Origin of the sequence: Paenibacillus sp. V4I9 (assembly GCF_030817295.1) — a bacterium.
Lineage (GTDB): Bacteria > Bacillota > Bacilli > Paenibacillales > NBRC-103111 > Paenibacillus_E.
This window is the reverse complement of record NZ_JAUSZE010000001.1, coordinates 3,632,104-3,655,559: the sequence shown is the minus strand read 5'-3', so window position 1 is coordinate 3,655,559 and position 23,456 is coordinate 3,632,104. Positions and strand designations below refer to the sequence as shown.

The following is a 23,456-nucleotide window of genomic DNA, read 5'->3' as shown; positions in this document are numbered from 1 at the left end:
CAATGTCAATAATAACGTATAATAGTGACAGTAGTTGTCATAAATATATAAAAAAACGGAGAATTGTTATGCCCAAATCGAAACGGCTCCTGGCTTTGATGATGACCGTTAACCGCAAAAGGAAATTTACTGTCAAGGAACTTGCCCAAGAGTTTGAGGTGTCATCGAGAACAATTTTAAGAGACTTACAGGAATTAAGTGAGTTAGGGGTTCCTTTATATTCGGAAGTGGGACCTCACGGCGGTTATCAGGTGTTGAATGAAAGAATCCTGCCACCCATCGCTTTTACCGAGGAAGAGGCCATAGCTATATTTTTTGCCTGTCATGCCTTGCGGCATTACGCAGACCTTCCCTTTAAGACGGAAGCTTCTTCGGCATTGAGTAAGTTTTATAACTACATGTCTGGAGATGTCCGGGATCGTATTGATCAAATGAAGAACCGGGTTGACTTTATAACGCCGTCAAGACATTCGGAATCCCCCTTCTTATCCATCTTACTGGAAGGGGCTATCGATCAAAAGGTCATTCTCATCGATTATGAATCGCGAGAAGGAATATCTAGTAGGGAAATACAGCCGATTGGCATTTATGCAAGCAACGGCTTATGGTACTGTCCAGCTTATTGCTTTCTTCGCGGCGATATTCGTGTATTCCGATGTGACAGAATTCATTCAGCAGTTTCTTCTTCTGCTTCCAAACCAATGGATCTACGGCATGTTCATCTTGGAAATAGGGAATCACTTAACAAGGCGGAAGAGGAGGAAGTTATTTTAAATGTGAAATTGAGTAAAGAAGGTGTCCAGAAGTGCGAGGCTGAGTTATGGACGGTATCAAAATTACATATTCGTAACGATGGCACAGGTTGGCTAGACGGTAACATTGCGAAGAGTGACATCCCGTTTTTCGCAAAGTTTATTCTTGGTTTGGGAAATGAGGCGACAGTAAAGAGTCCATCGGAATTGGTGGATGCGATGAAAGAGATGATTGCCGAGATCATGACAAAATATAAGTAAGAATAGATGATTATAACAAGATTGCCGCGTAGTTCGACAAAACTAGTTACATTCGTTATAATGAGAACTGCCAAAAGGAGGGAACTAATATGAACGAAACATTGCCACCAAAAACGTGTTCGATCGACCGACTCGTTACCAAAGAAGCTGAAGTTAGCAAAGTGCTTGCTGGTGAGAAAACAGCTTGCAGACGTAATGGACGCTATGCAGATATCGGTGAAACGATGGAATTGCAAGGCACAGCGTTTACAGTTACCAACGTTTATCAACAAGCTTTGGGTGAATTGACTGTGGAACATGCAAAAGCAGAAGGTCATACGACCGTTGATGAGTACCGCGATAGTATTTTAGCTATGCATCCAGGTATGCCATGGCTGCCGCATATGAAAGTATGGGTACACGAATTTCAAAAGGCTGAATAAGTACGAACAAAGACAGTGTGGATCTAAGGATCTACACTGTTTTGCTGAATTCTTATATAGAACGGATGATGGTATTGTCTTGGTACGTACTGCTTTTATATATCCATATATTTAGTGTTGTTTTAAGTATAGGCCCTTATTTTATCCTGTTTCCTTTATTGGCTAGAATTCGTAATGCGCCATTCGAGCAATTGCCAGTCTACCTTGAGCCATTTCGCATTACGGTTCGGTTTACCAAGCATGCAGGCCACGTGCTTGTTGCGACAGGGATTTTACTCACGTGGTTAACAGCATGGACGTGGAAAACATCTTGGATTATCGTCACGGTTCTCATTATGGTTGCTTCATTGTACTTTATTGCCCGTGCATTCTCGCCCCTGCTTCGTCAGCTCAAGGCACCACACGAGAATCGAGATATCTTAGTCAACAAGCTGCGCAAGGCATTAATCTGGTATGTCATCATTACGCTGTCGATGATGTGGTTTATGGTGGCCAAACCGACCCTTTGGTAAAAAGGTTAAACAACTGGCTTTCGAGCGTACATCACGACGAAATTGTAATATTTGTAGACGCAGTCAACGTCAATGAAGCCACAAGCTCGAAGCCAGCTCAGCTGTTGATCAAGGGGAGCCATTTTATCCAGCTTCGTCCTTTCGTAGGCAGCTTGCAGATCTTCACGAGTTAGATCAGTGGCTTCTACTTTAGCTACCCAATCAGAGCGGTACAATTGATCAAGGAAAGGGCTGCTGCCTTGGACTTGATCTGCATTAACGAAGACCCCGCCTGGTTTAAGCAACTTGAAAATCTTTTCATACAGGTCATGCTTAGCCTGATCTTCAAGATGATGAATGGATAGAGATGAGATGACGCAATCAAACGGTTCTGAAGTCTCAAATATACTATAATCCTCCGCTATGTATGTCACGTTGCCTTGGGTTTCTCCAAATCGCTGTTTAGCGATGTCGAGCATGCTTTGCGAAAGATCTATTAGCGTTAGCTTCGCATAAGGGTATTGGTTAATAACATAAGAAGAGAAGAGTCCGGTGCCTGCGCCTAGGTCGAGAATACGTGGAGATGCATGATCGGCCTGTACAAGTGAAGATGCTGTGTGGTAAAAATCATCAAAACAAGGAATCAGTTTTCTCCGCTGGCTATCATATTTGTCAGCAATTTCGTTGAACTTTGTTGTGATTTGTTGGTTTGCTTGCTCGCTCATTGGCTGATCAACTCCATTACATAGATTAGCTGTTTTTACTTCCTGGTCTTATTTTAAAGGGAAAAGCAGGAAAAATCTAAGATATAAAACCGATCATCTTTATAGGTATAAACTATTAAGTTGGCATGAACTATTACTAATAGTTCAATAGGGTCAATGTTTTGTTCGACGAAACAGTTGATTAAGAACCTCGGAGAAGACTAGTCCGATCGCGATTGCACCAGATAACAGGAAGGCTTTGGCTGCTAGCTGTACGGCCAGATCATAGTGATTGAGGACGACATTACGCATGGCATCATAGGCTAGGCCCCCAGGAACTAACGGGATAATACCCGATACACTGAATACAATAACAGGTGTTTTGTATATTTTCGCAAAAAATTGACTGATAACAGTTACGAAAAAAGAGGCAATCAACGTTGCCAGAATTGGGTCTAAAGGAATCATTTGAATGGAAACATATAACATCCAACCGCACATCCCCACGAAGCCGCACTGCAAAAGTGTGCCCTTTGGAACATTGAAAAGAATAGCGAATGCCGCAGTTGCAATGAAACTCGTTAAGAGCTGTTCAATCATCATCATCCTAAATTCCCTCCCCATTATAAAAAGAAAGTACAAAGGCAATGCCGGCTCCAATGGCAAAAGCAGTTAAGAAGGCTTCAGCGCCTTTGGAAACCCCTGAAACGAAATGGCCTGCCATTAAATCGCGTACGGCATTCGTAATAAGAAGTCCCGGAACAAGCGGCATGACAGAGCCAATAATAATGGTATCAAGTTCATTGCCAAGCCCCATTTTGACAAACAAGAAAGCCATGGTTCCAATGAGTAAGGAAGCCAGAAATTCAGCGAAGAACTTAATCGGAACCAACCGGTTAAAATAGTTAAGGAATGCTAAACCAGCCCCGCCTGCAACGAATGCAGGTAAGAAATCATGCCATTCTCCTTGGAACATGATTAAGAAACAACCGCTTGCAACTGCAGCGGATAGTATTTGAAACCAAGCGGGATAACGCATCTGGGCCACATCAATTTCCTCAAGCAGCCGATAAGCTTCTTCGGGTGTTAATTCCCCTTGGCTGATTCGTCTCGAAATAGCATTCACAACCGTGACTTTGCGAAGATCGGTCGATCGAGCGGATATACGAATAAGTCGTGTGGTCTGCTCAGGCCCATCTATGGAGAAAATGATGCCAGTCGGCGTTACAAAGCTATGGGAATTCGACACACCAAAGGCTTCAGCGACGTGAGTCATCGTGTCTTCGACACGGTAGGTTTCACCACCGTTTTCCAGCATGATTTTACCAGCTAGTAAACAAACTTGTGCAATTTCGTAGTTCGTAGCAGCAGGATACGTCATGGTTTGTTCTCTCCTGAAAAAGTATTTGCCAAAAGTATAATATATCACGGATTCCTTTGAAAATCCTATGTCAAGTACATTTGGTGTACGTCCTACTACAAAAGGTCATGTCACCGTATGTTCTTAACAACAAAAGGAAATCGTAAATGGTAAGTTACCATAAGGAGGAAAATCATGAGAGCTTTTAGAAATACGATTCTTGCCATATCCGCTGTAATACTCATCATAACGAACAGCACGACTATTTATGCAAATAAGCCCGCTGAACTGCTGAAAGCAGCATTCGTTCGAAATGGCGACCTATGGATTAAAGCCGGTGACAACGAAAGACAACAAACCCGAGGAGCATACATATTAAACCCGAAATGGTCTTATGACGGCCAGTGGATAGCTTACACAAAGGGCGAAAATGAGCAGGAACTGTGGCTATTACAGGTTCAAACTGGACAAAATCATCTCGTTGCACAGGAAGGCGGAAGGAACTTTCAATGGCAACCTAATCGGAATTCTCTCGCATTTCTAACAGCGCAGCAGCTTAATTGGATAGACTCAGATGAATTTTCAAAACCGGTGAAAGTTGCAGAGGGTATCGGGAATTATTCCTGGTATCCGGATGGAAGTCGTTTAATAGTTTCAACGGAAGCTAAACTTTTAGACGACGGATGGTCACAGATACGAATAATGAAAATACCATTAACCGCGAATGCCGATCCTAACCGCTTTGAGACGTTGTATGTGCTGCCAAAACAATCTGACGCTTTTTTTGCTGTGGGCACCAGCATCTTCAAATGGTCAGCAAACGGACAATGGATTGCTTTCTTGGCTAAGCCTACCGCATCGCTGTCGGCCGATAGCAATACACTGTGTGTATTATCCGCAGACGGTACTGTTTTCAAAACAATCGATCAAATGGTTAACAACGAGATGTGGTTTGACTGGGCGAGCAAAGATGAGACACTTGCCTATATCGAAGGTGTGGGAAGAGAAGCTACAACGAATAAACATTTGAAGGTTATGAGGATTCCTGCCGGGAAATCTGTTCCCTACACACCCAAGGGTTACGTCGAGCAAAGCTTCACTTGGTATGGTCTCCGGAATATCGTAACTTCAAGATCCAAAGAAGCGGAGTGGTCGACTGACCCAGCTAAACGCCAGTTTCCCTTTTTGGTAAATGTGAAGCTGAAGAGTCAACAACAGAAACTAGTGACGCAGCCTTCCGATACTTACGGTGATTTTAATCCCATTTCTCTACCATCACACCAATTGGCATGGATTAGATCCAATCGCAGCAAATCAAATGTCATGGTCACCGATCCCCATAGCACAAACGCTGAAACTTGGATCGAAAACATAGACCTTGGAGCCAACTATTATGAACAGAGGAACTGGAATACGGTACTAAGCTTTTTTATTCGAAAATAAATAATAGATATTACTAAATAGATTTGATGCAACCTGAGCCCAATATTTAGTTGGACTCAGGTTGTTTAGTTTTGCTCAAATCAAGATTGTGTGACCAACCAACGAAATTAAGGCTAGTATGAAAGTAAATAAGTCTTAATTGGTGTATAATGGAATTAAAAAAATGCTGTGAGGTATGCGATGCCGAAGTATGTTGCACTTTTGAGGGGAATTAATGTCAGCGGTCAGAAGATTATCAAGATGGAAAAGCTGCGAAGCATTTTTGAATCCATGGATTATAAAAATGTGATTACGTATATACAAAGTGGTAACGTTATTTTTGATTGCGAGGAAGAAGACCCTGCGGTCGTGCGTGATCGAATTGTGAACGAGTTGAAGGTTCAACTTACTTTCGATATTCCTGTTATCATCCGAACATTAGAAGAATTGCATGAGGTTGTAGAGAACACCCCTTACCAATTAGTCAATGCAGAAGCGAATGAGCAAAGATATATAACCTTTTTATCTCAATCAGCGACCGATGCGGCTATCGCAAAATTAGAAGCCTTTCAAAATGAAGTGGACGAGTTCCGCGTCAGAGGGCTCACCGTGTATTTACTCATTCGTAAAAACTACGGAGAATCAAAGTTCAGCAACAATTTCATCGAAAAGAAGCTAGGTGTATCCGCGACAACAAGGAACTGGGAGACCGTGAATAAATTGATTCAACTTGCAGAAGGAGGGAATTAAACTTAAATGGCCTATGATGACGCACATATGAGTTATAAGGATACATTTATACAGGTTTCTGCAGACTGTCCAGTTGAAGTAGGAATTGTACCTTCCATGAAAAAGGATAGTAAAACCGCTCATTTGATCCAATACGAGCTTCTTTCTCAGAACCCATACAAATATACACAAGGCGAGCTTATTTATGAAGTCTATTTGCAACATAAGCAAATCCCTCAGAGTGAAATCGAAGCCCGCAGTAATGAAATTCGTGAGGAGCTTTTTTCTAAAAACCACCCTTGTTTAAGAGCATCCATGCTTCCAAAAAAGCACGGTTGGGGTGTGCATTACAATGAAGAGGGCAAAATTGCGATCTACCCCATGGAATCTGAAGCCTACCAGCAGTTCGTTGAAGCAGGTACGGGGCGTGAAGATGGTCCTAAGTTATTATTTGCGATGAGAAATTCTCGCGGGTGAAACAAATAGGAAGAGAAACAAGGAATCCTTTTATCTGAAAGGGATTCTTTTTTGTGCTTAGGTTTGACATTTTTGTAAACAAAATAATATAATGTCTATTATATAATAAACTTTATTAGGAAGTGTTTACTTTGGAAATGTCAGAAATGTTCTGGAAAGCCTCACTCGATGAGTGGAAATGTGGCTATATACAGGAAGATGATGGTTACATTTGTTTGCTTTGCGGCAAGAGAACTGAAGCGGGAATTATTTATCCCCAGGATGGTGTCTTGTATGAGGCAGAGCGTTATCTGAAATGGCATATTCAGCATGCGCATGGTTCTGTCTTTCAATATTTCATCGGGTTGGATAAAAAGCTTACAGGTCTAACCGATCATCAGAATAGTTTGCTTCAGCTTTTCTATGAAGGAAAGAGCGATAGTGAAATCCAAAAGGAGTTGGATATTGGCAGTTCCTCAACCATACGGAATCATCGATTTGGATTGAAGGAGAAAGAGCGCCAAGCCAAGATTTTCGTGACGATGATGGAGCTGTTGAGAGAGAAGGACCAGCATGCGCCAGCTTTTGTAGAGATTCACAAAACGGCTAAGATGGTAGATGATCGCTACAATATTACGCAAGATGAGTACGAGAAGATCGTTAAGAAGTATTTCCCTAATGGAACGTCAGGCGAATTAGTCTCATTTTCACAGCAAGAAAAGCATAAAATCGTTGTGCTGCGTGAAATCGCTAAACGATTCGAACAGGATCGCTTTTATGGAGAAAAGGAAGTAAACGAGATTATCAAGCCAGTCTTTCACGATTATGTGAAAATACGCAGATATTTGATTGAATATGGCTTTCTCGATCGGCAACCAGACGGAAGTCAATATTGGCTGAAAGGATGAATATGAACAACATGAGTAAAAAGGAGATCAACGAGATGAATCGTAGACAAGAGCTGCAGCAGCAATATAAAGAAACGAAGAAGGAAGCCGGTGTATTTCAAGTCCGGAATACGATGAATGGCAAGATGTGGGTTATAAGCACGAAGAATTTAAAATCTATGAATGGAAAGCTAATGGAATTACAAATGGGCACGCATCGGAACCAGTTACTTCAGAAGGATTGGAACGAATTCGGTGGCGATGCCTTCGTGCTTGAGGTTCTAGAAGTGCTCAAAGTGAAGGAGACCGGTTACTTCGACGAAAACGATGCGCTGAAAAAGCTGGAAGAGAAGTGGCTTGAGGAGCTCCAGCCATTTGAGGATCGTGGTTATAATAAGCGGAAGGTGTAGGGCGTAAGGCATAGAGCGTAAGCATAAAGCGGGATTGTTTGGGACGGCTGAGATCCAGAGAAAGTCAATTATCATTTAGAGTAACTGACTGTAATAGTAGGAATATATACATACTAGCCGAAGGGGACGGAGAAGCTGAGTTGACATGTGCAGGGGTTATGCGATTCGATTTCGTGTTTAGTATGCGAGAGTTGTAAGAGAAGTAAGCGAAGTGTAGGAGAATACTTGAATGAGATGTGTGGACTATGAATGATATGTGGATTAATAAATATTTGCGAATTGTGCGAATGTACTCGCCTGTCTTCGTGCTCGCGGGGTTCATACTGGGATGCTTCGCGCCAGCAGCAACCCGAGCTTCCGCGTCCCGAGCCGCGGCGGATGAGCAGCAGCACGGGATCGCAATTCCCGTGCTAAACTACCACAGCATCGGGGTGGAGCCAGGGAACACGTACGTGCTCCACCCCGATAAGTTCGCGCGCCAAATGGATTATTTGGCCTCGCATCACTACACCGCGTTGACGCTGGGCGACTTCGCGCGCATCATCGAGAAGAAACAGCCGTCACCAGAGAGGCCGGTGCTGCTCACGTTCGATGACGGCTACGCGAACAATGCTGAGGTGGCGATGCCGATCCTCCAACGACATGGCTTTCCGGCGACGCTGTTCCTGTCGCCAGGATTCATTGGCCAGCCAGGCTACTTGAGCTGGCCACAAGTGCAAAAGCTGAGCGCGGCGGGGTGGGACATAGCGCCGCACGGCATGACACATCCGCATCTCCCGCGGCTCAGCATAGAACAGCAGCGCGAGGAGATCACGGAATCGCGCCGACGTATTGAGCAGGCGCTTGGGAAGAGCGCAAATGTTTTTGCTTATCCTTATGGCGAGTACAACGAAGATACGTTAAAAATCTTACAAGAAGAGGCATACAGCTATGCCTTCACAACGAAGGAGGGGTATGCATCATCGAACCAATCGCCATATGAACTAAGTCGAATTGTCGTTCATGGCGAAGATGATTTTGCTACTTGGGTTCAGAAGCTTTTATATTCGGGACGAAGGAAGTAATGTTATCCCCGTTGAGATCAATAAGTCTGCTAGTTGGTAAAGTGAGATTGTGAAAGTGAATTTTTAGAATGTTTCTTGTACACGGTTAGAAGGAGAATTAGGAAGCCAGTTTGGCAGCCTTTTCTTAAAATATTGATTACTGTATGGATTTGTAGGGACTGATGAAGCTTGCCGGCGACTTGGACAATAAGGGCAAACAAGAGCTTATTCTCTATTTGCAGTCACGAACCAAGGGTACGACAGCTCCTATACGTGTGATTGATGAAATTCAAGAGTCAGGGGTATTTACCATATCCAGAATGCGAATAGCTACCATAGTCGACTGAAGAGATGGATGGACCGCTTTAATGGGGTTGCAACAAAATATTTGGAGCATTACCTGGCATGGTTTCGTTACCTTGATAGCAAGGAGTACGAAAACACAACGTCGAATTAAAAGAATATGTTAGTCTCTTCATGCCTGTTTTCTGTCAAGGATACGAATGTAACACTTCGAAGGATGGCTTACTGTTGAACTAAGTAAAGCCAAAAAGTGACAGAAAAGAATTGGAGAAATTGAGAATGATCATTCTTGACTGTTAGCTAATCGAAAAATTGAAGAGGGGTATTCCTTGATGACCAATAGTAGAATGAATCCTAAGGTTGATGAATTTTTAAGTAAAGCTAAAAAGTGGAAGGAAGAATATGAGAAGTTGAGAAATATCGTTCTTGACTGTGAGCTGACCGAAGAATTTAAGTGGATGCATCCTTGTTACACGTTTGAGAAAAAAAACATAGTTTTAATACATGGATTTAAAGAATATTGTGCGCTTCTGTTTCACAAAGGTGCCTTGTTACAGGATGCCCATGGGATTCTAATCCAACAAACGGAGAATGTACAGGCGGCGCGCCAGATTCGGTTCACCAATGTTCAAGAAATAGTTGAAATGGAAACCATCTTGAAAGCCTATATCCATGAAGCCATTGAAGTTGAAAAAGCCGGTTTGGAAGTGAATTTTAAGAAGAATACAGAATTCTTAATCCCTGAAGAACTTCAAAATAAATTCGATGAAATCCCTAACTTGAAAACTGCTTTTGAAGAATTGACCCCGGGACGGCAAAGAGCATACATTCTTTATTTTTCTGAACCCAAACAATCCAAAACTCGAGAGTCAAGGGTTGAAAAATGTATGCAGCAAATTCGCAATGGAAAGGGATTAAATGATTAGTATATTCGATGAGAAAATAAATTAATCAAACTTTAAGATATTACCTCACTTTGCGTTCATTCGAACTCCTTTTTGGATCGCAGGTAACACTCAATCAAATAATTTAAAAATGGAAAAACAAAAAAGTGATCCGTAGAGTATAAGCAAACTACCGTGTAAGAGGCTTACGCATTACCAAAATATTTGAGGTGATGTTGTACATCGTACAACAATTATCGTGGGTTTCTTCTCAGACGGCTATCAATGTTGTATGCAGTACAACAAATAAGCCTTATTTCCTTCTATAGAGTTACTTTTGGGAGAAAAGGTTGTATTTTATGCAACAATCGCGTAGATAACGCGGATTTGCTTGCCTATTGTTGTAAAAAATACAACAACTTGAAGATCAAAGTAAACGTTAGCAATTTGACTTACTAAGCATATCAAACTTAACAAATCCACGCATCCCAAAACACAGCATATGCCGTTTACCCTGGATCAACAAGTCTAACTAGACAAATTTCAGTCCATTTTTTAATTCACACTAAAGCTTTTGGTTTAGTAGTGGATTTACCGAGATTTTTTAGTATAATCGTAAATAGAGATTATAAGCTCTTACTACACTATTTCGGTTAAGGAGTCGTACAATGTCAAAAACACTAATTTTCGGACATAAAAATCCGGACACTGATTCAATCACATCAGCAATTGCTTATGCTGCACTGAAAACGAAATTAGGCCAAGAGGTTGAGGCTGTTCGTCTAGGCAGTGTGAATGGTGAAACACAATATGCCTTGGATACTTTTAAAGTTGCAGCACCTCGTCAAGTTGAGACTGTAGCGAATGAAGCAGCTAATGTCATCTTGGTAGATCATGTTGAGCGTCAACAAAGTGCTGCAGACATCGATCAAGTACGTGTTGTGGAAGTAATTGACCACCATCGTATTGCTAACTTCGAGACTAGCCACCCGCTTTACTACCGCGCAGAGCCAGTTGGTTGCACAGCAACCATCCTAAATAAATTGTATAAAGAAAACGGAGTTTCCATCGACAAAGACATCGCAGGTTTGATGCTTTCAGCTATCATTTCGGATTCCTTGTTGTTCAAATCCCCGACTTGCACGGAGCAAGATGTTGCCGCTGCTCGTGAACTTGCAGCAATTGCTGGCGTTGACGCTGAGACTTATGGTCTGGAAATGTTGAAAGCCGGAGCAGATCTAAGTGATAAAACAGTTGCACAATTGATTTCCTTGGACGCAAAAGAATTCCAAATGGGCAGCTACAAAGCCGAAATCGCACAAGTGAATGCGGTTGATGTTAATGATGTTCTTTCCCAGCAAGCTGAGATTGAAACCGCGCTTAATGCCATCATCGCTGAGAAAAACCTGGACTTGTTCTTGTTTGTTGTGACAGACATTCTTAACAATGATTCCGTCGGTCTTGCTCTTGGACGTAAAGCAGACGCTGTGGAGAAAGCTTACAATGTTACGCTTGTAGACAACAAAGCGCTGCTCAAAGGCGTTGTTTCACGTAAATCTCAAATCGTACCTGTTCTTACGGATATCTTTAACAACCTGTAAGATTCAGCTTTATTACGAAGACACCGTTCTGGATGAACGGTGTCTTTTGGTTGTTTGGTCATCTTTTGGTATGATAGAAGGGATACGAAAGGAAGAGGTGATGATGAAATGGTTGATAACGTTCAGCAAGGCAATTATGAAAAGGCAACTTTTGCTGGTGGATGTTTCTGGTGCATGGTGACACCATTCGAGGAACTGCCAGGTATTATATCCGTTGTGTCAGGTTATATTGGCGGTCACACAAGTAATCCGACTTACAAAGAAGTATGCTCGGAAACAACAGGTCATGCAGAAGCTGTTCAAATTACATTTGACCCCGAACTATATCCTTATGATAGATTACTTGATACATTTTGGCGTCAAATTGATCCCACTGATGCAGGAGGTCAGTTCCATGACCGCGGATCGTCTTACCGGACTGGCATTTTTGCCCATAGCGACCAGCAGAAGGAGAAGGCCGAAGCTTCCAAGCAAGCCCTTCAGGATAGCGGCCGATTTGATCGTCCTATTGTAACAGAAATCGTTCGAATTGATGCTGAAGCTTTTTATCCTGGGGAAGACTATCATCAGGACTATCATCACAAAAATCCACAGCATTACAAAGCCTACCGCAAAGGATCAGGACGTGATTCCTATATTGAGAAGCATTGGAACACAGCCAAGGATAAAGCGGAACGTAAGCAAAAATTAACACCAATTCAATTTGAAGTAACGCAAAATAATGGGACAGAGCGTCCATTTGAGAATGAGTTCTGGGACTCTCATGAGAAGGGTCTGTATGTGGATATCGTTTCCGGCGAGCCATTATTCAGCTCTTACGACAAATTTGATTCGAGCTGTGGCTGGCCTAGCTTCACGAAACCGGTATTTGAAGGTAGTGTGAAAGAGAAAACGGATACTAGTCATCTCATGGTACGTACAGAGGTGCGAAGCCATGAGGCCGATTCCCACTTAGGCCATGTTTTTAATGATGGTCCAGGACCTAATGGTCTTAGATATTGCATTAATTCAGCTGCACTTCGGTTTATTCCGTTAGGAGATCTGGAGAAGGAAGGCTATGGCGCTTATCTTCGTTTTTTTGAGGAGAAGTAAGACCTTTCAGCTATGCTCTACAAAAAAGACGCTAATCAGGATGAAGATCCTGGCTAGCGTCTTTTTAATTCACGTGGATGTACGGTTGACTACATAGATAATTAGCGCAAGCACTCCAAGGGCAATAGCAATTACATAGAAGAACGTAAGTCGAGACCAATTACCTTTGGTTTTGTTGTCATATTCGGGATTGCCGTCTTTATTTGTTCGGGAGTGACCAATGATCACTGTAAATAAGACTGCCGCTATTAAAATGACAGAAAAGATTAAATAATAAGCATTGCTTGACATTACAGCACCGCTTTCTGTTATTTTCATGTTGTTGAGCCCATTATAAACTTATTTTTGTTAAATGAAAAATTGAGACTTATTCTTGGTACCATGGGTTCAAATGTATAAGCACTTCAACAACATCGCTATGTTGTTTCATGATGGATTTCTTGATAGCACGGGAGATATCATGACCTTGTTGAATCGTCAGCTCACCGTGAATCGCAACCCTGGCATCCACTAAAATGTAATGACCGTGCTCTCTTGCGCGAATACGATCAATTCTTTTCACCTGTGGAACCGCTTGTATTAACAGCGTATACTGGTGCAGCTTTTGTTGATCCACTGTTTTCTCCATCAGGACATCAAAGGCTTCCTTGCCCATTTCCACAGCTAATTTCAAAACCAATAATGAAACGATAATTCCCGCCGCTGCATCTCCGTAGGATAACCAGAGTATGTTATAAGTTTTACCAACAAAGGCCAATCCAATTCCAATAACTGCCGCCAGTGAGGCGTAGACATCGGCCAAGTGATCCTTGGCTGTTGCAATTAGCCCCTTACTGTTCGTTCTGCTGCCAATCCGCATCGTATATACATAGAGGACGTATTTCCAAACCATAGACACAGCTGCTGCAATAAAGGCAATTAAGCTAGGTGTTAGAGGATCGTGGAAAAATGCGGCTGTCGAATGATAAGCAATATAAATAGCAGCTAACGCAAGGATAAAAGCTACAAATCCAGAACCTAACACCTCTGCTTTGCCATGGCCATAGGGATGGTCTTCATCGGCTGGAAGTTTGGAAATTTGCATTGCACTAAGTGCAGCGATCGTGGCGATAATATCACCTGCGTTATGAACCCCGTCAGCTAATAAAACCTCACTATGAAACAGCAAACCAATGACGATTTTCATGATGGTGAGAATGATATTGCTGATTAAGGATAGCCATATCGCCCAAAATGATGATTTGTTGTCGTTGTTCATCAATGATGACCTCCTCCAGAAGTGTTTCCCCAAGGAAAAAAAATCCCTTGACCAAGGGTCAAGGGATTAGCTTCATTTTTGTATGGGAATCTAGCAAATTATTATAGGGCATGTTCAACACTTCACTTTACACAAATATCTTTGTATAATACCACACATAGCAGCAATTAACAAACCACTTTTCCTTCGCCTATTCGTAGGTAAAGAAAAGATGGAAGGGGAGCAGAAATAGATCTATGTTAAAGCCTTGGTTGATTGAAATTGAACACCAATTGCTCCCGAGTCTGGAGCTTTACAGTAAACAACCTTACGATCCTATTGTTGTACACTATATACCTAAGCCATGGAAGCTAGTTGGTTCTGGTAATTATGCAGCCGTACTTGCGCATCCGAATTACCCTGAGGTCGTTGTTAAAGTATATGCGCCAGGCAGACCGGGAATTGGGGAGGAAAAGGAAGTATACAGACGTCTAGGGAAACATCCCGCATTTTCAGAATGCTTGCATGCGGGGGATAATTATTTGGTATTGCGCCGTTTGACTGGAGTTACTTTATACAAATGCTTACATCGAGGGCTTCCGATTCCACGACAAGTCATTATAGACATAGATGAAGCACTCGCTTACGCAGTTAGCAGGGGCTTAAATCCTCATGACGTACATGGGAAAAATGTGATGATGAAAGATGGCAGAGGATTAGTAGTCGACGTGTCTGACTTTATGAAAAGTGAATATTGTCCCATGTGGGACGATCTCAAAAATGCGTATGATCGTTTCTATTATCCGTGGGTGCGTAAAATGCCCATTCCCGACTTTGCTTTGAATGTTGTTCGGAGAAGCTATCGCAAATGGAAGAAATACCGCAGAAAGAGCAATTAAACCGAAATTTATAGAAAAGGAAGGTTTGTTTATGAGAGTACATGAATTTGAGATCCTTTCAGATCTACAACGAGGCGATCTATCGGCCATCTCTGCAAAGTCTTCTCATTTTATTTCGGACATTACGATAGACTTTGAGCTTGATCATAAGCACCACATTGTGGATGTAAAAAGCCTACTGGGCATGCTTCTAGTCCCGATCAAAGCTGGAACATCACTTCGTTTGCTCACAAAAGGCAAAGATGAGGAAGAGGCCATGCACTTTATGTTTGATTTATTTGAGCCATACCGAGGAGATTAATTACTGGGCACAATATTTGACCCTATTCTCACAAGATTGGATAGAGAATGTCCCTAAGAAAAGGGATAAAATAAAGCGTAACAAGGTAGCTATACGCAATTTAGGAATGATATTGGAGGAATGTGCGAGATGAGTAAGTATCACATCGTGGTCGTTGGTTGCGGCAGCATGGCGAATGTATGGGTTGAGTATATGTTAAAACGTGAGGATAGCGACATTGTCGCGCTTGTTGATATTAAGACGGAATTCGCACAAGCAATGGCCGACCGCCATGGTCTTACCTGCGGCGTCTACACCAATCTGGAGCAAGCTATTCAGGAAAGCGGTGCTAATTTGGTGCTGGACATCACGATTCCGTCCAGTCATTTCCAGGTGTGCGGTACAGCACTCAGGCAGGGATGTGACGTCTTCGGTGAGAAGCCGATGGCCGCCACGATGGCGGAAGCGCGGGAGCTAGTGCAGCTGGCGGAGCGGACGGGAAGATCCTTCTCCGTCATGCAGAACCGTCGCTACGACGCGAACATCCGCGCACTGCGGGAGATTATTAACGCGGGCACGATCGGCCGCGTTGGTTATGTCGGCGCCGATTTCTTTTTGGGGCCGCATTTTGGGGGCTTTCGCGAAGCGATGGAAAGCCCGCTCATTCTAGACATGGCGATCCATTCTTTCGATCAGGCTCGGTTTATTACTGGGGCAGACCCCGTTTCGGTGTACTGCCAGGAATTCAACCCGCCTGGCTCGTGGTACGCCGGGAATGCCTCTGCGATCTGCATCTATGAGCTGTCAGACGGCTCTGTGTTCTGTTACCGCGGCTCCTGGTGCGCGGAAGGGGCGCCGACCTCTTGGGAGGCGGCTTGGCGTGTGACTGGCGAGCAGGGCACTGCTCTGTGGGACGGAAGCGGCGCACCATACGCCGAGATCGTCGCCGCCGGCGACCAAGCCGGCAAGTTCATCCGCGACTACACGAGAGTGGACGCGGATGTGAACTGGCCCGGCAGCAGCGGCCACGCCGGCAGTCTGGACGAGATGTTCGCGGCGCTGGAAGAAGGCCGCCGCGCGGAGACGGACTGCCGCGACAACATCAAGAGCATGGCGATGGTGCTTGGTGCCCTCGATAGTGCAAAGCTTGGCCAGAAGGTTGATCTGAGGAACTACTGGAACTAAGGACGCTTGTGTGCTGTTCCCGCAAGTTGACAGAGGAACTTGTTGATTATAAAAATCAACCTTAAGAGGCCCGAGCCGGCAGGATTCTCTTTAATGCATTTCATAAAGAATCGCCCAACTCGGCGAATTCTAAATCCCTATCGTGCAAAAAATCAAAGAAGAGGTTAAACAGAATGTCCTGTTTAACCTCTTCTTGCTATTTCCCTTTAATGAATATCTTTCTTTTTAAATCTTCCGCCTTTTACATCATGGATATTGCCTATGGCAAGGAAAGCTTTAGGATCCAATTCGTCCAAGATGGACTTTAGCTTGGCTTCTTCCAGTCGGGTGATGACGCTGAAGATCACTTTCTTGTCATCTCCTGTAAATGCGCCTTCACCCATAAGGTAGGTTACGCCGCGCCCAAGTCGGGATGTTATAGTTTCGCCAATTTTGTCGGATTCATCACTGATAATCCAGACAGCTTTGGATTGATCGAGGCCTTCGATGGTGATATCAATCATTTTGAAGGCAATGTAATACGCAATGAGCGAGTACATCGCATGATCCCAACCGAAGACAAAGCCTGCGCTGGCGAGAATAAAGAAGTTGAAAAACATAACGATTTCGCCGACCGAGAATGGCGATTTTTTACTAAATACAATGGCTACAATTTCTGTTCCATCGAGCGAACCGCCTGAGCGAATTACTAATCCTACACCGATACCAAGTATGATTCCACCGAAAACTGCGGCTAGCAAAGGATCGATGGTAATCGCTTGTACCGGATGCAGTAGAGAGGTTCCTACGGACATAAGGACAACAGAGAACAAGGTAGAAATGGCAAATGTTTTGCCGATTTGTTTGTAACCTAAAAGTAAGAAGGGTAAATTCAAAATAACGAGAAATACGCCTAATGGGATTTTTGTTAAATGAGAGACGATGATTGAAATCCCTACAACGCCGCCATCAATAATATTGTTGGGGACTAAGAAAATTTCCAAACCAATAGAAAATAAGGCAGATCCAACGAGCATGAAAAAAATTCTACGTATAAATTTAATGCGGGTTATTTTTTGATGTTGGGAGCGTGCGTGTTCAGCTCCAGCCGATAAGTTTGACATGAAGGATTCCTCTTTTCCACATTTCATTCAGTTGGGTTCTAATGAAAAATGAAGGAATGAGGCCCGTGTAACCCGATGTGAATTTGAGAAAAGCTAATAAGATACCTTTTAATATCTCCCATATTTTGGATAATATAAAAATGATAAAAACAACAAATACAGTCATCTCATATTGTTTATCATAATCTTCGTGTCTTTGAATCTTGTCTTCATGGGCTTGTATTGTTTCTTTGGTAGGCGGTTGATCTTGAACGGTTAAGACATGGGTCGTATTGGATAGAACGAGTATATCAGTATCGGTAGAATAGTGATGTGAAATTGGCGGTGTCAAAGGAAATACGAACAACCCAAGAATGATCCAGACCAAAATCGTCCATTGCCATTTATGTTTAAAATGAGGCAGGAGCAATTCCTCCAATCATGATTTGCAACCAAATTTGCTTGAATTGTAGCACTTCAGTTCCACTGAGTCAAACCTGAAAGCGGTATCTTTTTTATTTTCAAATCATGAACAGCGTGATAAGATTGGTGTGTATTTGTGAAGTCACTCTTGTAAGCGTATTCAATATACACGCCTTCACCAACTCCTTCAAACGCTTGACCTTAACCTAAGGTTAAGGTTTATTCTTAGAAAAACTTGAAGGAGGAATAAGCATGTCTCGAGACAATAACATTTATCAAGATAACACAGAAACATACGACCTATTAATTAGTAAGCAACCAAATTTAGCAAAGGTGATTCATGAGATAAGGCCTTACGAGCATTTGGATGTGGTGGACTTAGGGGCAGGAACGGGAAGGCTTTCCATGTTTCTGGCCGCAGATGCCAATTCACTTTGGTGCTTGGATAGTTCCAAAGCCATGCTGAGTGTGTTAGAAAAAAAGTTAACGACATTATCTAGTAAAACTAACTGGCGAACGATTATTTCCGACCATAGAGCACTGCCAATTGAGGACGCTAGCAAGGATCTCGTCGTAGCAGGGTGGAGCTTATGTTATCTAGCTAGCTCGAATAATGAGGGTTGGGAGTATAATTTGAAACAAATGATGTCTGAAATTAGACGGATTCTTAGACCAGACGGAACGGTGATTATTCTGGAGACTTTGGGAACGGGGTTTGTGGAACCGACGAGATATGATTATTTGGCTCCCTATTATCAGTTATTAGAAACCGAATATGGGTTTGAACACACCTCACTAGCCACCGATTATAAGTTCAAAGATGTGAATGAGGCTGCGCAGTTAACCTCGTATTTCTTTGGAGAGGATTTCGGAAATCAAGTAAGGGCAAATAATTGGCATGTGGTACCTGAGTATGCTGGTATTTGGTATAAGCACTTCAATTATTAGCACCAAAAATTATCGTAATAACTTATAGTAGACAATTTTCCATGGATATAGTCCAATAGACCTATAGTGTTTGTGAAACGATTGGTTTAGAAAAATGATCCAGCATCCTTGGGGGGAGTTTGCATGTTGAGGATCTTATTACAGAAAAACAATTGGATGCGGTATGTGATAGCAGGCATCGTTTCTTTATGTTTATACATCGGTTTAACTCACATCATCACCGTTGAAGGAGCCGACAATAATCCGCGATTCATGATGCTTCGGTTAGAGGACATAGGTCCTGGTGGCTATTATAGTACACCTGAAGGGCTCGGAAAGCTAAGAGCCGTCTTTGACTATTTGCATCAGCAGCATGTTCACTACAGTATGGCGGTCGTCCCGCGTTGGATCAATATAAGTCAAGACGGTACACGTTATGATCGTGCTATCGATCAATTGGATAACGAGTATATTCAAGCTTTTGATCGAGTTCTACGCGACGCTGTGGAGCATGGCGGATCTATCGGCATGCATGGCTATACCCATCAGGTGGGAGATGTTTTTCGTGAGGATGGACATCAAGCCTCGGGTATAGGCAACGAATTTAATGTCTTAGATAAACCTGAAACTGCGACTACTGCTTTTGCGGAACAGCGTGTTCAAGAAGGTTACCGCCGTTTTCGCCTTGCTAATTTATCGCCTCATTTCTGGGAAGCGCCGCATTATCATACAACGCCAGAACAGGATAAGGTGTTTCGTTCTTATTTTGGCCTCTTTTATCAACCAGATGTTACGATCGATTCCAACCCACCTGCAGCTCAATATAGGAATACTCAAAATAAGGGCTTTGGCAATACGTCGTTTGGTAATGTATTCGTTCCGACAACACTTTCTTATATACCTAGTGGGAAAGATGAGAAGTTTATTCTTAATCAAATGGGGAAAACAGAGCGAATTAACTCTTTTTTCTATCATCCTTTTTTGGAGTTCAGCCATCTGGTGCCGGTCGTGGATGATTGGGGTGAACAGATGATGAAAGACGGTTTACCGCAATATCAATACGCTGGTGAAAATAAAAGTGTGTTACAAAGGCTCGTCACACAAATTCACTTGAAGGGTTATCCGTTCTATTCCATACATGATTACGTTCCCTTTACACCATCTGTGAGTCTGAAGGTTGGAAACACGAAATCTACGCTCGTACAAATTGGCAACGTAACAGGCAGGAATCAAAATGACATTGTGACATGGGATAAGAAGACCTCCAATTTGTCGGTTATTCAAGCTCAGTACAAAGGATTACGCAATGAAAACCAACCTGCACCACAGGTTTGGGCGTCCTTACCGTATGCAGATGGCTCATCATTTACACTTAATGGGATGAATGATCGGAATAAAAAGGGTCTTTGGGTCGTTCGACCTTCCGGCAAGCTTGAGAGCTACTCTTCAAATGGGACTACGTTCGCGCAACAACAAATTTGGACGATTCCGGCTAAACGTTGGTACGATTTGTATGAATTGCGTCAGCCCAATGGGGACTGTATCCTTACTGGTCAATCGCAAGATCGAAGTCAACTTCTAGGTGTCTATATGCATGGAGGAAAAGTTAAAGAAATTAAGCCCTACACGTTCAGGTCAACTTCTTCAAGGGATCTACTTGTGAGAAATTTACGAAATGAGGACAGCCAGCGCTTGTTTTTATTTAAAGAGAATACCTCCCAAGGCGTGGAATTTGAATTGGATACAGCGAGCATGCAATGGAAGCTTAATAAGGTATCACTTAACATTCCCGATGAGCTCGGCGGCGTCCGATTCGGTGATTTTAACGGGGATGGGAAGGAAGATATTTTGCGCTCTGACAACAAAAATTTTACGAACCGTGTGTATCTACAGACAACGGAGAATGAATACAAGCTGCTCTCGGTTTTTGGACCTTGGGGCCGAACGAATGGACGCTTAACCGTTGCTGATTTCGATGGAAACGGGAAAGTTGATATCGCGATGTTACCGAATGATGATGGCCAATTGGATGTTGCTTTGTCCTATCAGAGTCTGAATGTTAATGAATAAGAAGCAATCAAGGGGGATCATTTTGAGAACGCCTATTTTATATGGCTCCGTACACGTATTGTTTTATCGGAACGAAAAGGTTTTATTATTGAAGAGGCAAAATACCGGGTTTCAAGACGGCAATTGGAGCGTTGTTGCAGGCAGGATGGATGGCGATGAAGAAGTTATCGCAGCTGCAATAAGAGAAGCGGAAGAAGAAGCTGGGGTTGTCATCAAGCCTACAGATATTGAAATCATAGGTGTTATGCATCGCAAAAATACATCGTCGGAATGGGTGGACTTCTTTCTAAGCGTACATAGCTGGCAAGGTGAGATTACGAATAAAGAGCCAGAAAAGTGCGAGCAATTGAAGTGGTTTCATTTGAAGGAGCTACCTGACAATATGGTTAACTATATTAGGGTTGCCTTAGAGAAGAAACAACCGGGACTCTGGTTTGAGAGTATAGGATGGTGAATATATGAGTAGAGCTAAGATCGACATTAGAAATATTCGGGTAGAAGAAGCGAAGGACTATTGGGCGCTGCGGCTTGAGGCACTGCAAAAACATCCTGATGCATTCGGCGCTGCTTATGAAGAATCGGTCTTGCTGCCAATGGAAGAAGTGGAGAAACGAATTGGTCAGGACAGCAGCAATTATATATTGGGTGCTTTTACAACAGAAGGTCAGATTATTGGGACAGTTGGATTTAAAAGAGAGCAAAGTCTAAAGCTGAAACATAAGGCCTTCATTTGGGGAGTATACGTATCAGAGAACTACCGCGGGCAAGGGATTGCGAAACAATTAATGGTTGAAGTGATCCGTAGAGGGGAACAACTAGAAGGTTTGAAGCAAGTGACCCTTTGTGTGGTAACCACGAACGGAGCAGCTATTGAGCTCTACCGCAAATTAGGCTTTGAGACGTATGGTGTTGAACGAAATGCTTTGGAATATGAGGGTCAGGGCTATGATGAGGAAATGATGGTTTACATGTATAAGGAGCAATAGTTTAAAATGTAATAATGATTATGCAACCAGGGGAGCTGCCATTGTGCGGCTCTTTTTTGCAGCGATTTGGACCAGGAGAACTCTGACTGCATACAGTGTAAAAGATGATCCTATTAAACGAAGGTGATGACGTGCGCAGTGTGGTTGGAATTCTTCTAGATCGAAGAACTTATTTAGGCATTCACAGGCAGCAGACCGGATATGAGCGAATCGATCTTTACAATAAAGCAGCTGAAAATCTAGGGATGACGCCTTTCTACATGTGCCTTCAGCATATTAGTGAGAAGTCTGTTCTAGGTTTATGCTATGAAAATAAAAAGTATCGACTTATTAGGGTGCCTATTCCTAAAGTCACTCATAACCGTGCGATGACGCTGACGCCGTATTTACAAAAGCAATTAATGCTCCTTTCCAAATCAAGTATTGTATTCAATGGGCAAAATCGCCATGATAAACTTCGTATTCACAAGTTACTAATGACAAATAAATCAATTCGAGAGTATCTTCCTGAATCTATGGCTTACTCACGAGAACAACTGGTAGACGCTATGGAAAGATATACATCTCTTTACGTAAAACCAACGAATAGCAGCATTGGTAAAGGGGTGATTAAAGTCACTCAGAAGGAAAACGAGGATTGGCAGCTTTGCTGGAGTAATACCGAACCGAAAATGCTAAGTGAAAAGAAAGCTCAAACTTTTATCGATGAAAAGGTTGGAACACAAAGCTATCTCATTCAACAGGCGATTGCATTAGCAACGTATCATGGTCGACCGTATGATCTTAGGATTTCTGCCCAGCGCGGGGATAAAGGGAAGTGGCAGATAACGGGTATTGCAGGCAAAGTTGCTGCATCAGGTAGACATGTTACGAATCTAGCTAAAGGCGGAGAAGCTAGGCGTTGTGAAGAATTGTTTCGGGCTAGCGGCTTTGATCCTTACCGCATGAAGGCTGCTGTTGAGCAAGTTTCACTGATGATAGTTGAAAACCTGAGTGAGCGAATCCCAACCATAGCAGATGTCGGATTGGATGTTGGCGTTGACGATGATGGGCGAATTAAGCTTATTGAAGTGAATGGAAGAGATCAAAGATATGAATTCAAGCAATTAAAAATGCATCAGACTTTTAATAATACGTATGAGACACCATTACAATATGCTAAGTTTCTATTAAACCGATGAAGTTTCAATAAATTTAGCCCTATCTTTTGTAGGGCTATTACATAGGAAATAGAAGAAATGGGGATTAACCTTACTATAATTGGCTTATTCAACTAGGACACAAACAGCGCGATACGAATAAACTTTAGTATGGCGTTGTAAAGGTGGAATTCGAAGGTGAAAAGACGTGTGTTAATTATCAGAATGAATTTATTGCCCTGGTACAATGAATTGGATGATTATATTGATATCCATCATTCAGACTTTCCAGGGCTTGTCCGTGAACAAATCGCAGCAATTGGCGAGTATACGATTGTCTTCATAAGTCGATTTGAAACGAGATTGAGGAAAATTAGCGAGAATACTTAGCAAATTTTCCTCCACGACTGA

28 protein-coding genes and 1 pseudogene are annotated in these 23,456 nt (G+C 42.7%); 22 read left to right on the top strand and 7 right to left on the bottom strand.

The features are described from left to right. Positions 1-68: 68 nt before the first annotated feature. From QFZ81_RS17130 to QFZ81_RS17120, 3 genes are all read left to right on the top strand, one after another. On the top strand, positions 69-1,013 hold the full coding sequence (locus QFZ81_RS17130; RefSeq protein ID WP_307442378.1) for a helix-turn-helix transcriptional regulator: 945 nt from the start codon (positions 69-71) through the stop codon (positions 1,011-1,013). An 89-nt stretch (positions 1,014-1,102) separates the two neighbouring features. Then, on the top strand, positions 1,103-1,435 hold the full coding sequence (locus QFZ81_RS17125) for an ASCH domain-containing protein (RefSeq protein WP_307442381.1): 333 nt from the start codon (positions 1,103-1,105) through the stop codon (positions 1,433-1,435). A 41-nt stretch (positions 1,436-1,476) separates the two neighbouring features. Next, entirely contained in the window at positions 1,477-1,947 is a 471-nt protein-coding gene (locus tag QFZ81_RS17120; RefSeq protein ID WP_307442382.1) for a DUF2269 family protein, read from the top strand. Positions 1,948-1,952: 5 nt separating this feature from the next. On the opposite strand, the gene QFZ81_RS17115 is transcribed toward QFZ81_RS17120, so the two are convergent. The 3 genes from QFZ81_RS17115 to QFZ81_RS17105 all read right to left on the bottom strand — a co-directional run bounded on the left by QFZ81_RS17115 (position 1,953) and on the right by QFZ81_RS17105 (position 4,011). Further along, positions 1,953-2,651, bottom strand: a complete 699-nt coding sequence (locus tag QFZ81_RS17115) for a class I SAM-dependent methyltransferase (RefSeq protein ID WP_307442383.1) — start codon at positions 2,649-2,651, stop codon at positions 1,953-1,955. Between the two features lie 153 nt (positions 2,652-2,804). Continuing rightward, positions 2,805-3,233, bottom strand: a complete 429-nt coding sequence (locus tag QFZ81_RS17110) for a threonine/serine exporter family protein (protein WP_307449699.1) — start codon at positions 3,231-3,233, stop codon at positions 2,805-2,807. A gap of 4 nt (positions 3,234-3,237) precedes the next feature. Next, positions 3,238-4,011: a threonine/serine exporter family protein gene (locus tag QFZ81_RS17105; protein WP_307603692.1), complete on the bottom strand. Its 774-nt coding sequence runs from the start codon at positions 4,009-4,011 to the stop codon at positions 3,238-3,240. Positions 4,012-4,185: 174 nt separating this feature from the next. Between QFZ81_RS17105 and QFZ81_RS17100 the strand changes: the two genes are divergently transcribed. The 10 genes and pseudogenes from QFZ81_RS17100 to msrA all read left to right on the top strand — a co-directional run bounded on the left by QFZ81_RS17100 (position 4,186) and on the right by msrA (position 12,817). Continuing rightward, positions 4,186-5,433, top strand: coding sequence for a TolB family protein (locus QFZ81_RS17100; RefSeq protein WP_307442386.1), 1,248 nt, complete (start codon positions 4,186-4,188; stop codon positions 5,431-5,433). A gap of 180 nt (positions 5,434-5,613) precedes the next feature. Beyond that, the gene (locus QFZ81_RS17095; RefSeq protein ID WP_307442388.1) at positions 5,614-6,162 is read left to right on the top strand and encodes a DUF1697 domain-containing protein; all 549 of its coding nucleotides are present in this window, start codon (positions 5,614-5,616) and stop codon (positions 6,160-6,162) included. Between the two features lie 6 nt (positions 6,163-6,168). Then, positions 6,169-6,618: a DUF6157 family protein gene (locus QFZ81_RS17090; protein ID WP_307442389.1), complete on the top strand. Its 450-nt coding sequence runs from the start codon at positions 6,169-6,171 to the stop codon at positions 6,616-6,618. 131 nt (positions 6,619-6,749) lie between these two features. Then, on the top strand, positions 6,750-7,505 hold the full coding sequence (locus tag QFZ81_RS17085; RefSeq protein WP_307442391.1) for a DUF2087 domain-containing protein: 756 nt from the start codon (positions 6,750-6,752) through the stop codon (positions 7,503-7,505). 35 nt (positions 7,506-7,540) lie between these two features. Continuing rightward, positions 7,541-7,894: a GIY-YIG nuclease family protein gene (locus QFZ81_RS17080; RefSeq protein ID WP_307442393.1), complete on the top strand. Its 354-nt coding sequence runs from the start codon at positions 7,541-7,543 to the stop codon at positions 7,892-7,894. Between the two features lie 245 nt (positions 7,895-8,139). Continuing rightward, on the top strand, positions 8,140-8,958 hold the full coding sequence (locus QFZ81_RS17075) for a polysaccharide deacetylase family protein (protein WP_307442395.1): 819 nt from the start codon (positions 8,140-8,142) through the stop codon (positions 8,956-8,958). Positions 8,959-9,229: 271 nt separating this feature from the next. After that, positions 9,230-9,472 (top strand): annotated as a pseudogene (locus QFZ81_RS17070) (IS1595 family transposase); the annotation flags it as partial. 100 nt (positions 9,473-9,572) lie between these two features. Then, the gene (locus QFZ81_RS17065) at positions 9,573-10,166 is read left to right on the top strand and encodes a YdeI/OmpD-associated family protein (protein WP_307442397.1); all 594 of its coding nucleotides are present in this window, start codon (positions 9,573-9,575) and stop codon (positions 10,164-10,166) included. A gap of 626 nt (positions 10,167-10,792) precedes the next feature. After that, positions 10,793-11,725, top strand: a complete 933-nt coding sequence (locus QFZ81_RS17060; RefSeq protein WP_307442398.1) for a manganese-dependent inorganic pyrophosphatase — start codon at positions 10,793-10,795, stop codon at positions 11,723-11,725. Between the two features lie 108 nt (positions 11,726-11,833). Beyond that, complete coding sequence (gene msrA, locus QFZ81_RS17055; protein WP_307442400.1) at positions 11,834-12,817, top strand: peptide-methionine (S)-S-oxide reductase MsrA; 984 nt, start codon at positions 11,834-11,836, stop codon at positions 12,815-12,817. Between the two features lie 69 nt (positions 12,818-12,886). Here msrA and QFZ81_RS17050 read toward each other — a convergent pair whose 3' ends face one another. After that, positions 12,887-13,135: a hypothetical protein gene (locus QFZ81_RS17050; RefSeq protein WP_307603691.1), complete on the bottom strand. Its 249-nt coding sequence runs from the start codon at positions 13,133-13,135 to the stop codon at positions 12,887-12,889. A 49-nt stretch (positions 13,136-13,184) separates the two neighbouring features. After that, on the bottom strand, positions 13,185-14,075 hold the full coding sequence (locus QFZ81_RS17045) for a cation diffusion facilitator family transporter (RefSeq protein WP_307442403.1): 891 nt from the start codon (positions 14,073-14,075) through the stop codon (positions 13,185-13,187). 236 nt (positions 14,076-14,311) lie between these two features. On the opposite strand from QFZ81_RS17045, the gene QFZ81_RS17040 reads away from it, so the two are divergent. From QFZ81_RS17040 to QFZ81_RS17030, 3 genes are all read left to right on the top strand, one after another. Then, positions 14,312-14,953: a serine/threonine-protein kinase gene (locus QFZ81_RS17040; protein WP_307442404.1), complete on the top strand. Its 642-nt coding sequence runs from the start codon at positions 14,312-14,314 to the stop codon at positions 14,951-14,953. Positions 14,954-14,984: 31 nt separating this feature from the next. Further along, the gene (locus QFZ81_RS17035) at positions 14,985-15,254 is read left to right on the top strand and encodes an HPr family phosphocarrier protein (RefSeq protein ID WP_307442406.1); all 270 of its coding nucleotides are present in this window, start codon (positions 14,985-14,987) and stop codon (positions 15,252-15,254) included. 129 nt (positions 15,255-15,383) lie between these two features. Beyond that, complete coding sequence (locus QFZ81_RS17030) at positions 15,384-16,418, top strand: Gfo/Idh/MocA family protein (RefSeq protein WP_307442408.1); 1,035 nt, start codon at positions 15,384-15,386, stop codon at positions 16,416-16,418. A gap of 206 nt (positions 16,419-16,624) precedes the next feature. On the opposite strand, the gene QFZ81_RS17025 is transcribed toward QFZ81_RS17030, so the two are convergent. Both QFZ81_RS17025 and QFZ81_RS17020 read right to left on the bottom strand, forming a co-directional pair. Beyond that, positions 16,625-17,521 carry a YitT family protein gene (locus QFZ81_RS17025; protein WP_307442410.1) on the bottom strand — a complete coding sequence of 299 codons (897 nt, stop codon included), beginning with the start codon at positions 17,519-17,521 and terminating at the stop codon, positions 16,625-16,627. Next, complete coding sequence (locus tag QFZ81_RS17020; protein ID WP_307442412.1) at positions 17,496-17,939, bottom strand: hypothetical protein; 444 nt, start codon at positions 17,937-17,939, stop codon at positions 17,496-17,498. Before QFZ81_RS17020 ends, QFZ81_RS17025 begins: the two co-directional genes overlap by 26 nt. Before the next feature lie 236 nt (positions 17,940-18,175). Here QFZ81_RS17020 and QFZ81_RS17015 point away from each other — a divergent pair, with 236 nt between their 5' ends. The 6 genes from QFZ81_RS17015 to QFZ81_RS16990 all read left to right on the top strand — a co-directional run bounded on the left by QFZ81_RS17015 (position 18,176) and on the right by QFZ81_RS16990 (position 23,435). Next, positions 18,176-18,871, top strand: coding sequence for a class I SAM-dependent methyltransferase (locus tag QFZ81_RS17015; protein ID WP_307442414.1), 696 nt, complete (start codon positions 18,176-18,178; stop codon positions 18,869-18,871). Between the two features lie 123 nt (positions 18,872-18,994). Continuing rightward, positions 18,995-20,920 (top strand): DUF2334 domain-containing protein, encoded by a 1,926-nt coding sequence (locus QFZ81_RS17010; protein ID WP_307442415.1) that lies wholly within the window; start codon positions 18,995-18,997, stop codon positions 20,918-20,920. 22 nt (positions 20,921-20,942) lie between these two features. Beyond that, the gene (locus QFZ81_RS17005) at positions 20,943-21,374 is read left to right on the top strand and encodes an NUDIX domain-containing protein (protein WP_307442416.1); all 432 of its coding nucleotides are present in this window, start codon (positions 20,943-20,945) and stop codon (positions 21,372-21,374) included. A gap of 4 nt (positions 21,375-21,378) precedes the next feature. After that, the gene (locus QFZ81_RS17000) at positions 21,379-21,906 is read left to right on the top strand and encodes a GNAT family N-acetyltransferase (protein ID WP_307442417.1); all 528 of its coding nucleotides are present in this window, start codon (positions 21,379-21,381) and stop codon (positions 21,904-21,906) included. Between the two features lie 131 nt (positions 21,907-22,037). Then, positions 22,038-23,087, top strand: a complete 1,050-nt coding sequence (locus tag QFZ81_RS16995; protein WP_307603690.1) for a YheC/YheD family endospore coat-associated protein — start codon at positions 22,038-22,040, stop codon at positions 23,085-23,087. 156 nt (positions 23,088-23,243) lie between these two features. Further along, entirely contained in the window at positions 23,244-23,435 is a 192-nt protein-coding gene (locus QFZ81_RS16990; RefSeq protein WP_307442420.1) for a hypothetical protein, read from the top strand. Positions 23,436-23,456: the final 21 nt, after the last annotated feature.

Coding starts and splice junctions, on each gene's coding strand:
- QFZ81_RS17130 (WP_307442378.1), top strand. CDS start 69: ATGCCCAAATCGAAACGGCTCCTGGCTTTGATGATGACCGTTAACCGC.
- QFZ81_RS17125 (WP_307442381.1), top strand. CDS start 1,103: ATGAACGAAACATTGCCACCAAAAACGTGTTCGATCGACCGACTCGTT.
- QFZ81_RS17115 (WP_307442383.1), bottom strand. CDS start 2,651: ATGAGCGAGCAAGCAAACCAACAAATCACAACAAAGTTCAACGAAATT.
- QFZ81_RS17110 (WP_307449699.1), bottom strand. CDS start 3,233: ATGATGATTGAACAGCTCTTAACGAGTTTCATTGCAACTGCGGCATTC.
- QFZ81_RS17105 (WP_307603692.1), bottom strand. CDS start 4,011: ATGACGTATCCTGCTGCTACGAACTACGAAATTGCACAAGTTTGTTTA.
- QFZ81_RS17100 (WP_307442386.1), top strand. CDS start 4,186: ATGAGAGCTTTTAGAAATACGATTCTTGCCATATCCGCTGTAATACTC.
- QFZ81_RS17095 (WP_307442388.1), top strand. CDS start 5,614: ATGCCGAAGTATGTTGCACTTTTGAGGGGAATTAATGTCAGCGGTCAG.
- QFZ81_RS17090 (WP_307442389.1), top strand. CDS start 6,169: ATGGCCTATGATGACGCACATATGAGTTATAAGGATACATTTATACAG.
- QFZ81_RS17080 (WP_307442393.1), top strand. CDS start 7,541: ATGAATCGTAGACAAGAGCTGCAGCAGCAATATAAAGAAACGAAGAAG.
- QFZ81_RS17075 (WP_307442395.1), top strand. CDS start 8,140: ATGAATGATATGTGGATTAATAAATATTTGCGAATTGTGCGAATGTAC.
- QFZ81_RS17065 (WP_307442397.1), top strand. CDS start 9,573: ATGACCAATAGTAGAATGAATCCTAAGGTTGATGAATTTTTAAGTAAA.
- QFZ81_RS17060 (WP_307442398.1), top strand. CDS start 10,793: ATGTCAAAAACACTAATTTTCGGACATAAAAATCCGGACACTGATTCA.
- msrA (WP_307442400.1), top strand. CDS start 11,834: ATGGTTGATAACGTTCAGCAAGGCAATTATGAAAAGGCAACTTTTGCT.
- QFZ81_RS17050 (WP_307603691.1), bottom strand. CDS start 13,135: ATGAAAATAACAGAAAGCGGTGCTGTAATGTCAAGCAATGCTTATTAT.
- QFZ81_RS17045 (WP_307442403.1), bottom strand. CDS start 14,075: ATGAACAACGACAACAAATCATCATTTTGGGCGATATGGCTATCCTTA.
- QFZ81_RS17040 (WP_307442404.1), top strand. CDS start 14,312: ATGTTAAAGCCTTGGTTGATTGAAATTGAACACCAATTGCTCCCGAGT.
- QFZ81_RS17035 (WP_307442406.1), top strand. CDS start 14,985: ATGAGAGTACATGAATTTGAGATCCTTTCAGATCTACAACGAGGCGAT.
- QFZ81_RS17030 (WP_307442408.1), top strand. CDS start 15,384: ATGAGTAAGTATCACATCGTGGTCGTTGGTTGCGGCAGCATGGCGAAT.
- QFZ81_RS17025 (WP_307442410.1), bottom strand. CDS start 17,521: ATGTCAAACTTATCGGCTGGAGCTGAACACGCACGCTCCCAACATCAA.
- QFZ81_RS17015 (WP_307442414.1), top strand. CDS start 18,176: ATGTCTCGAGACAATAACATTTATCAAGATAACACAGAAACATACGAC.
- QFZ81_RS17010 (WP_307442415.1), top strand. CDS start 18,995: ATGTTGAGGATCTTATTACAGAAAAACAATTGGATGCGGTATGTGATA.
- QFZ81_RS17000 (WP_307442417.1), top strand. CDS start 21,379: ATGAGTAGAGCTAAGATCGACATTAGAAATATTCGGGTAGAAGAAGCG.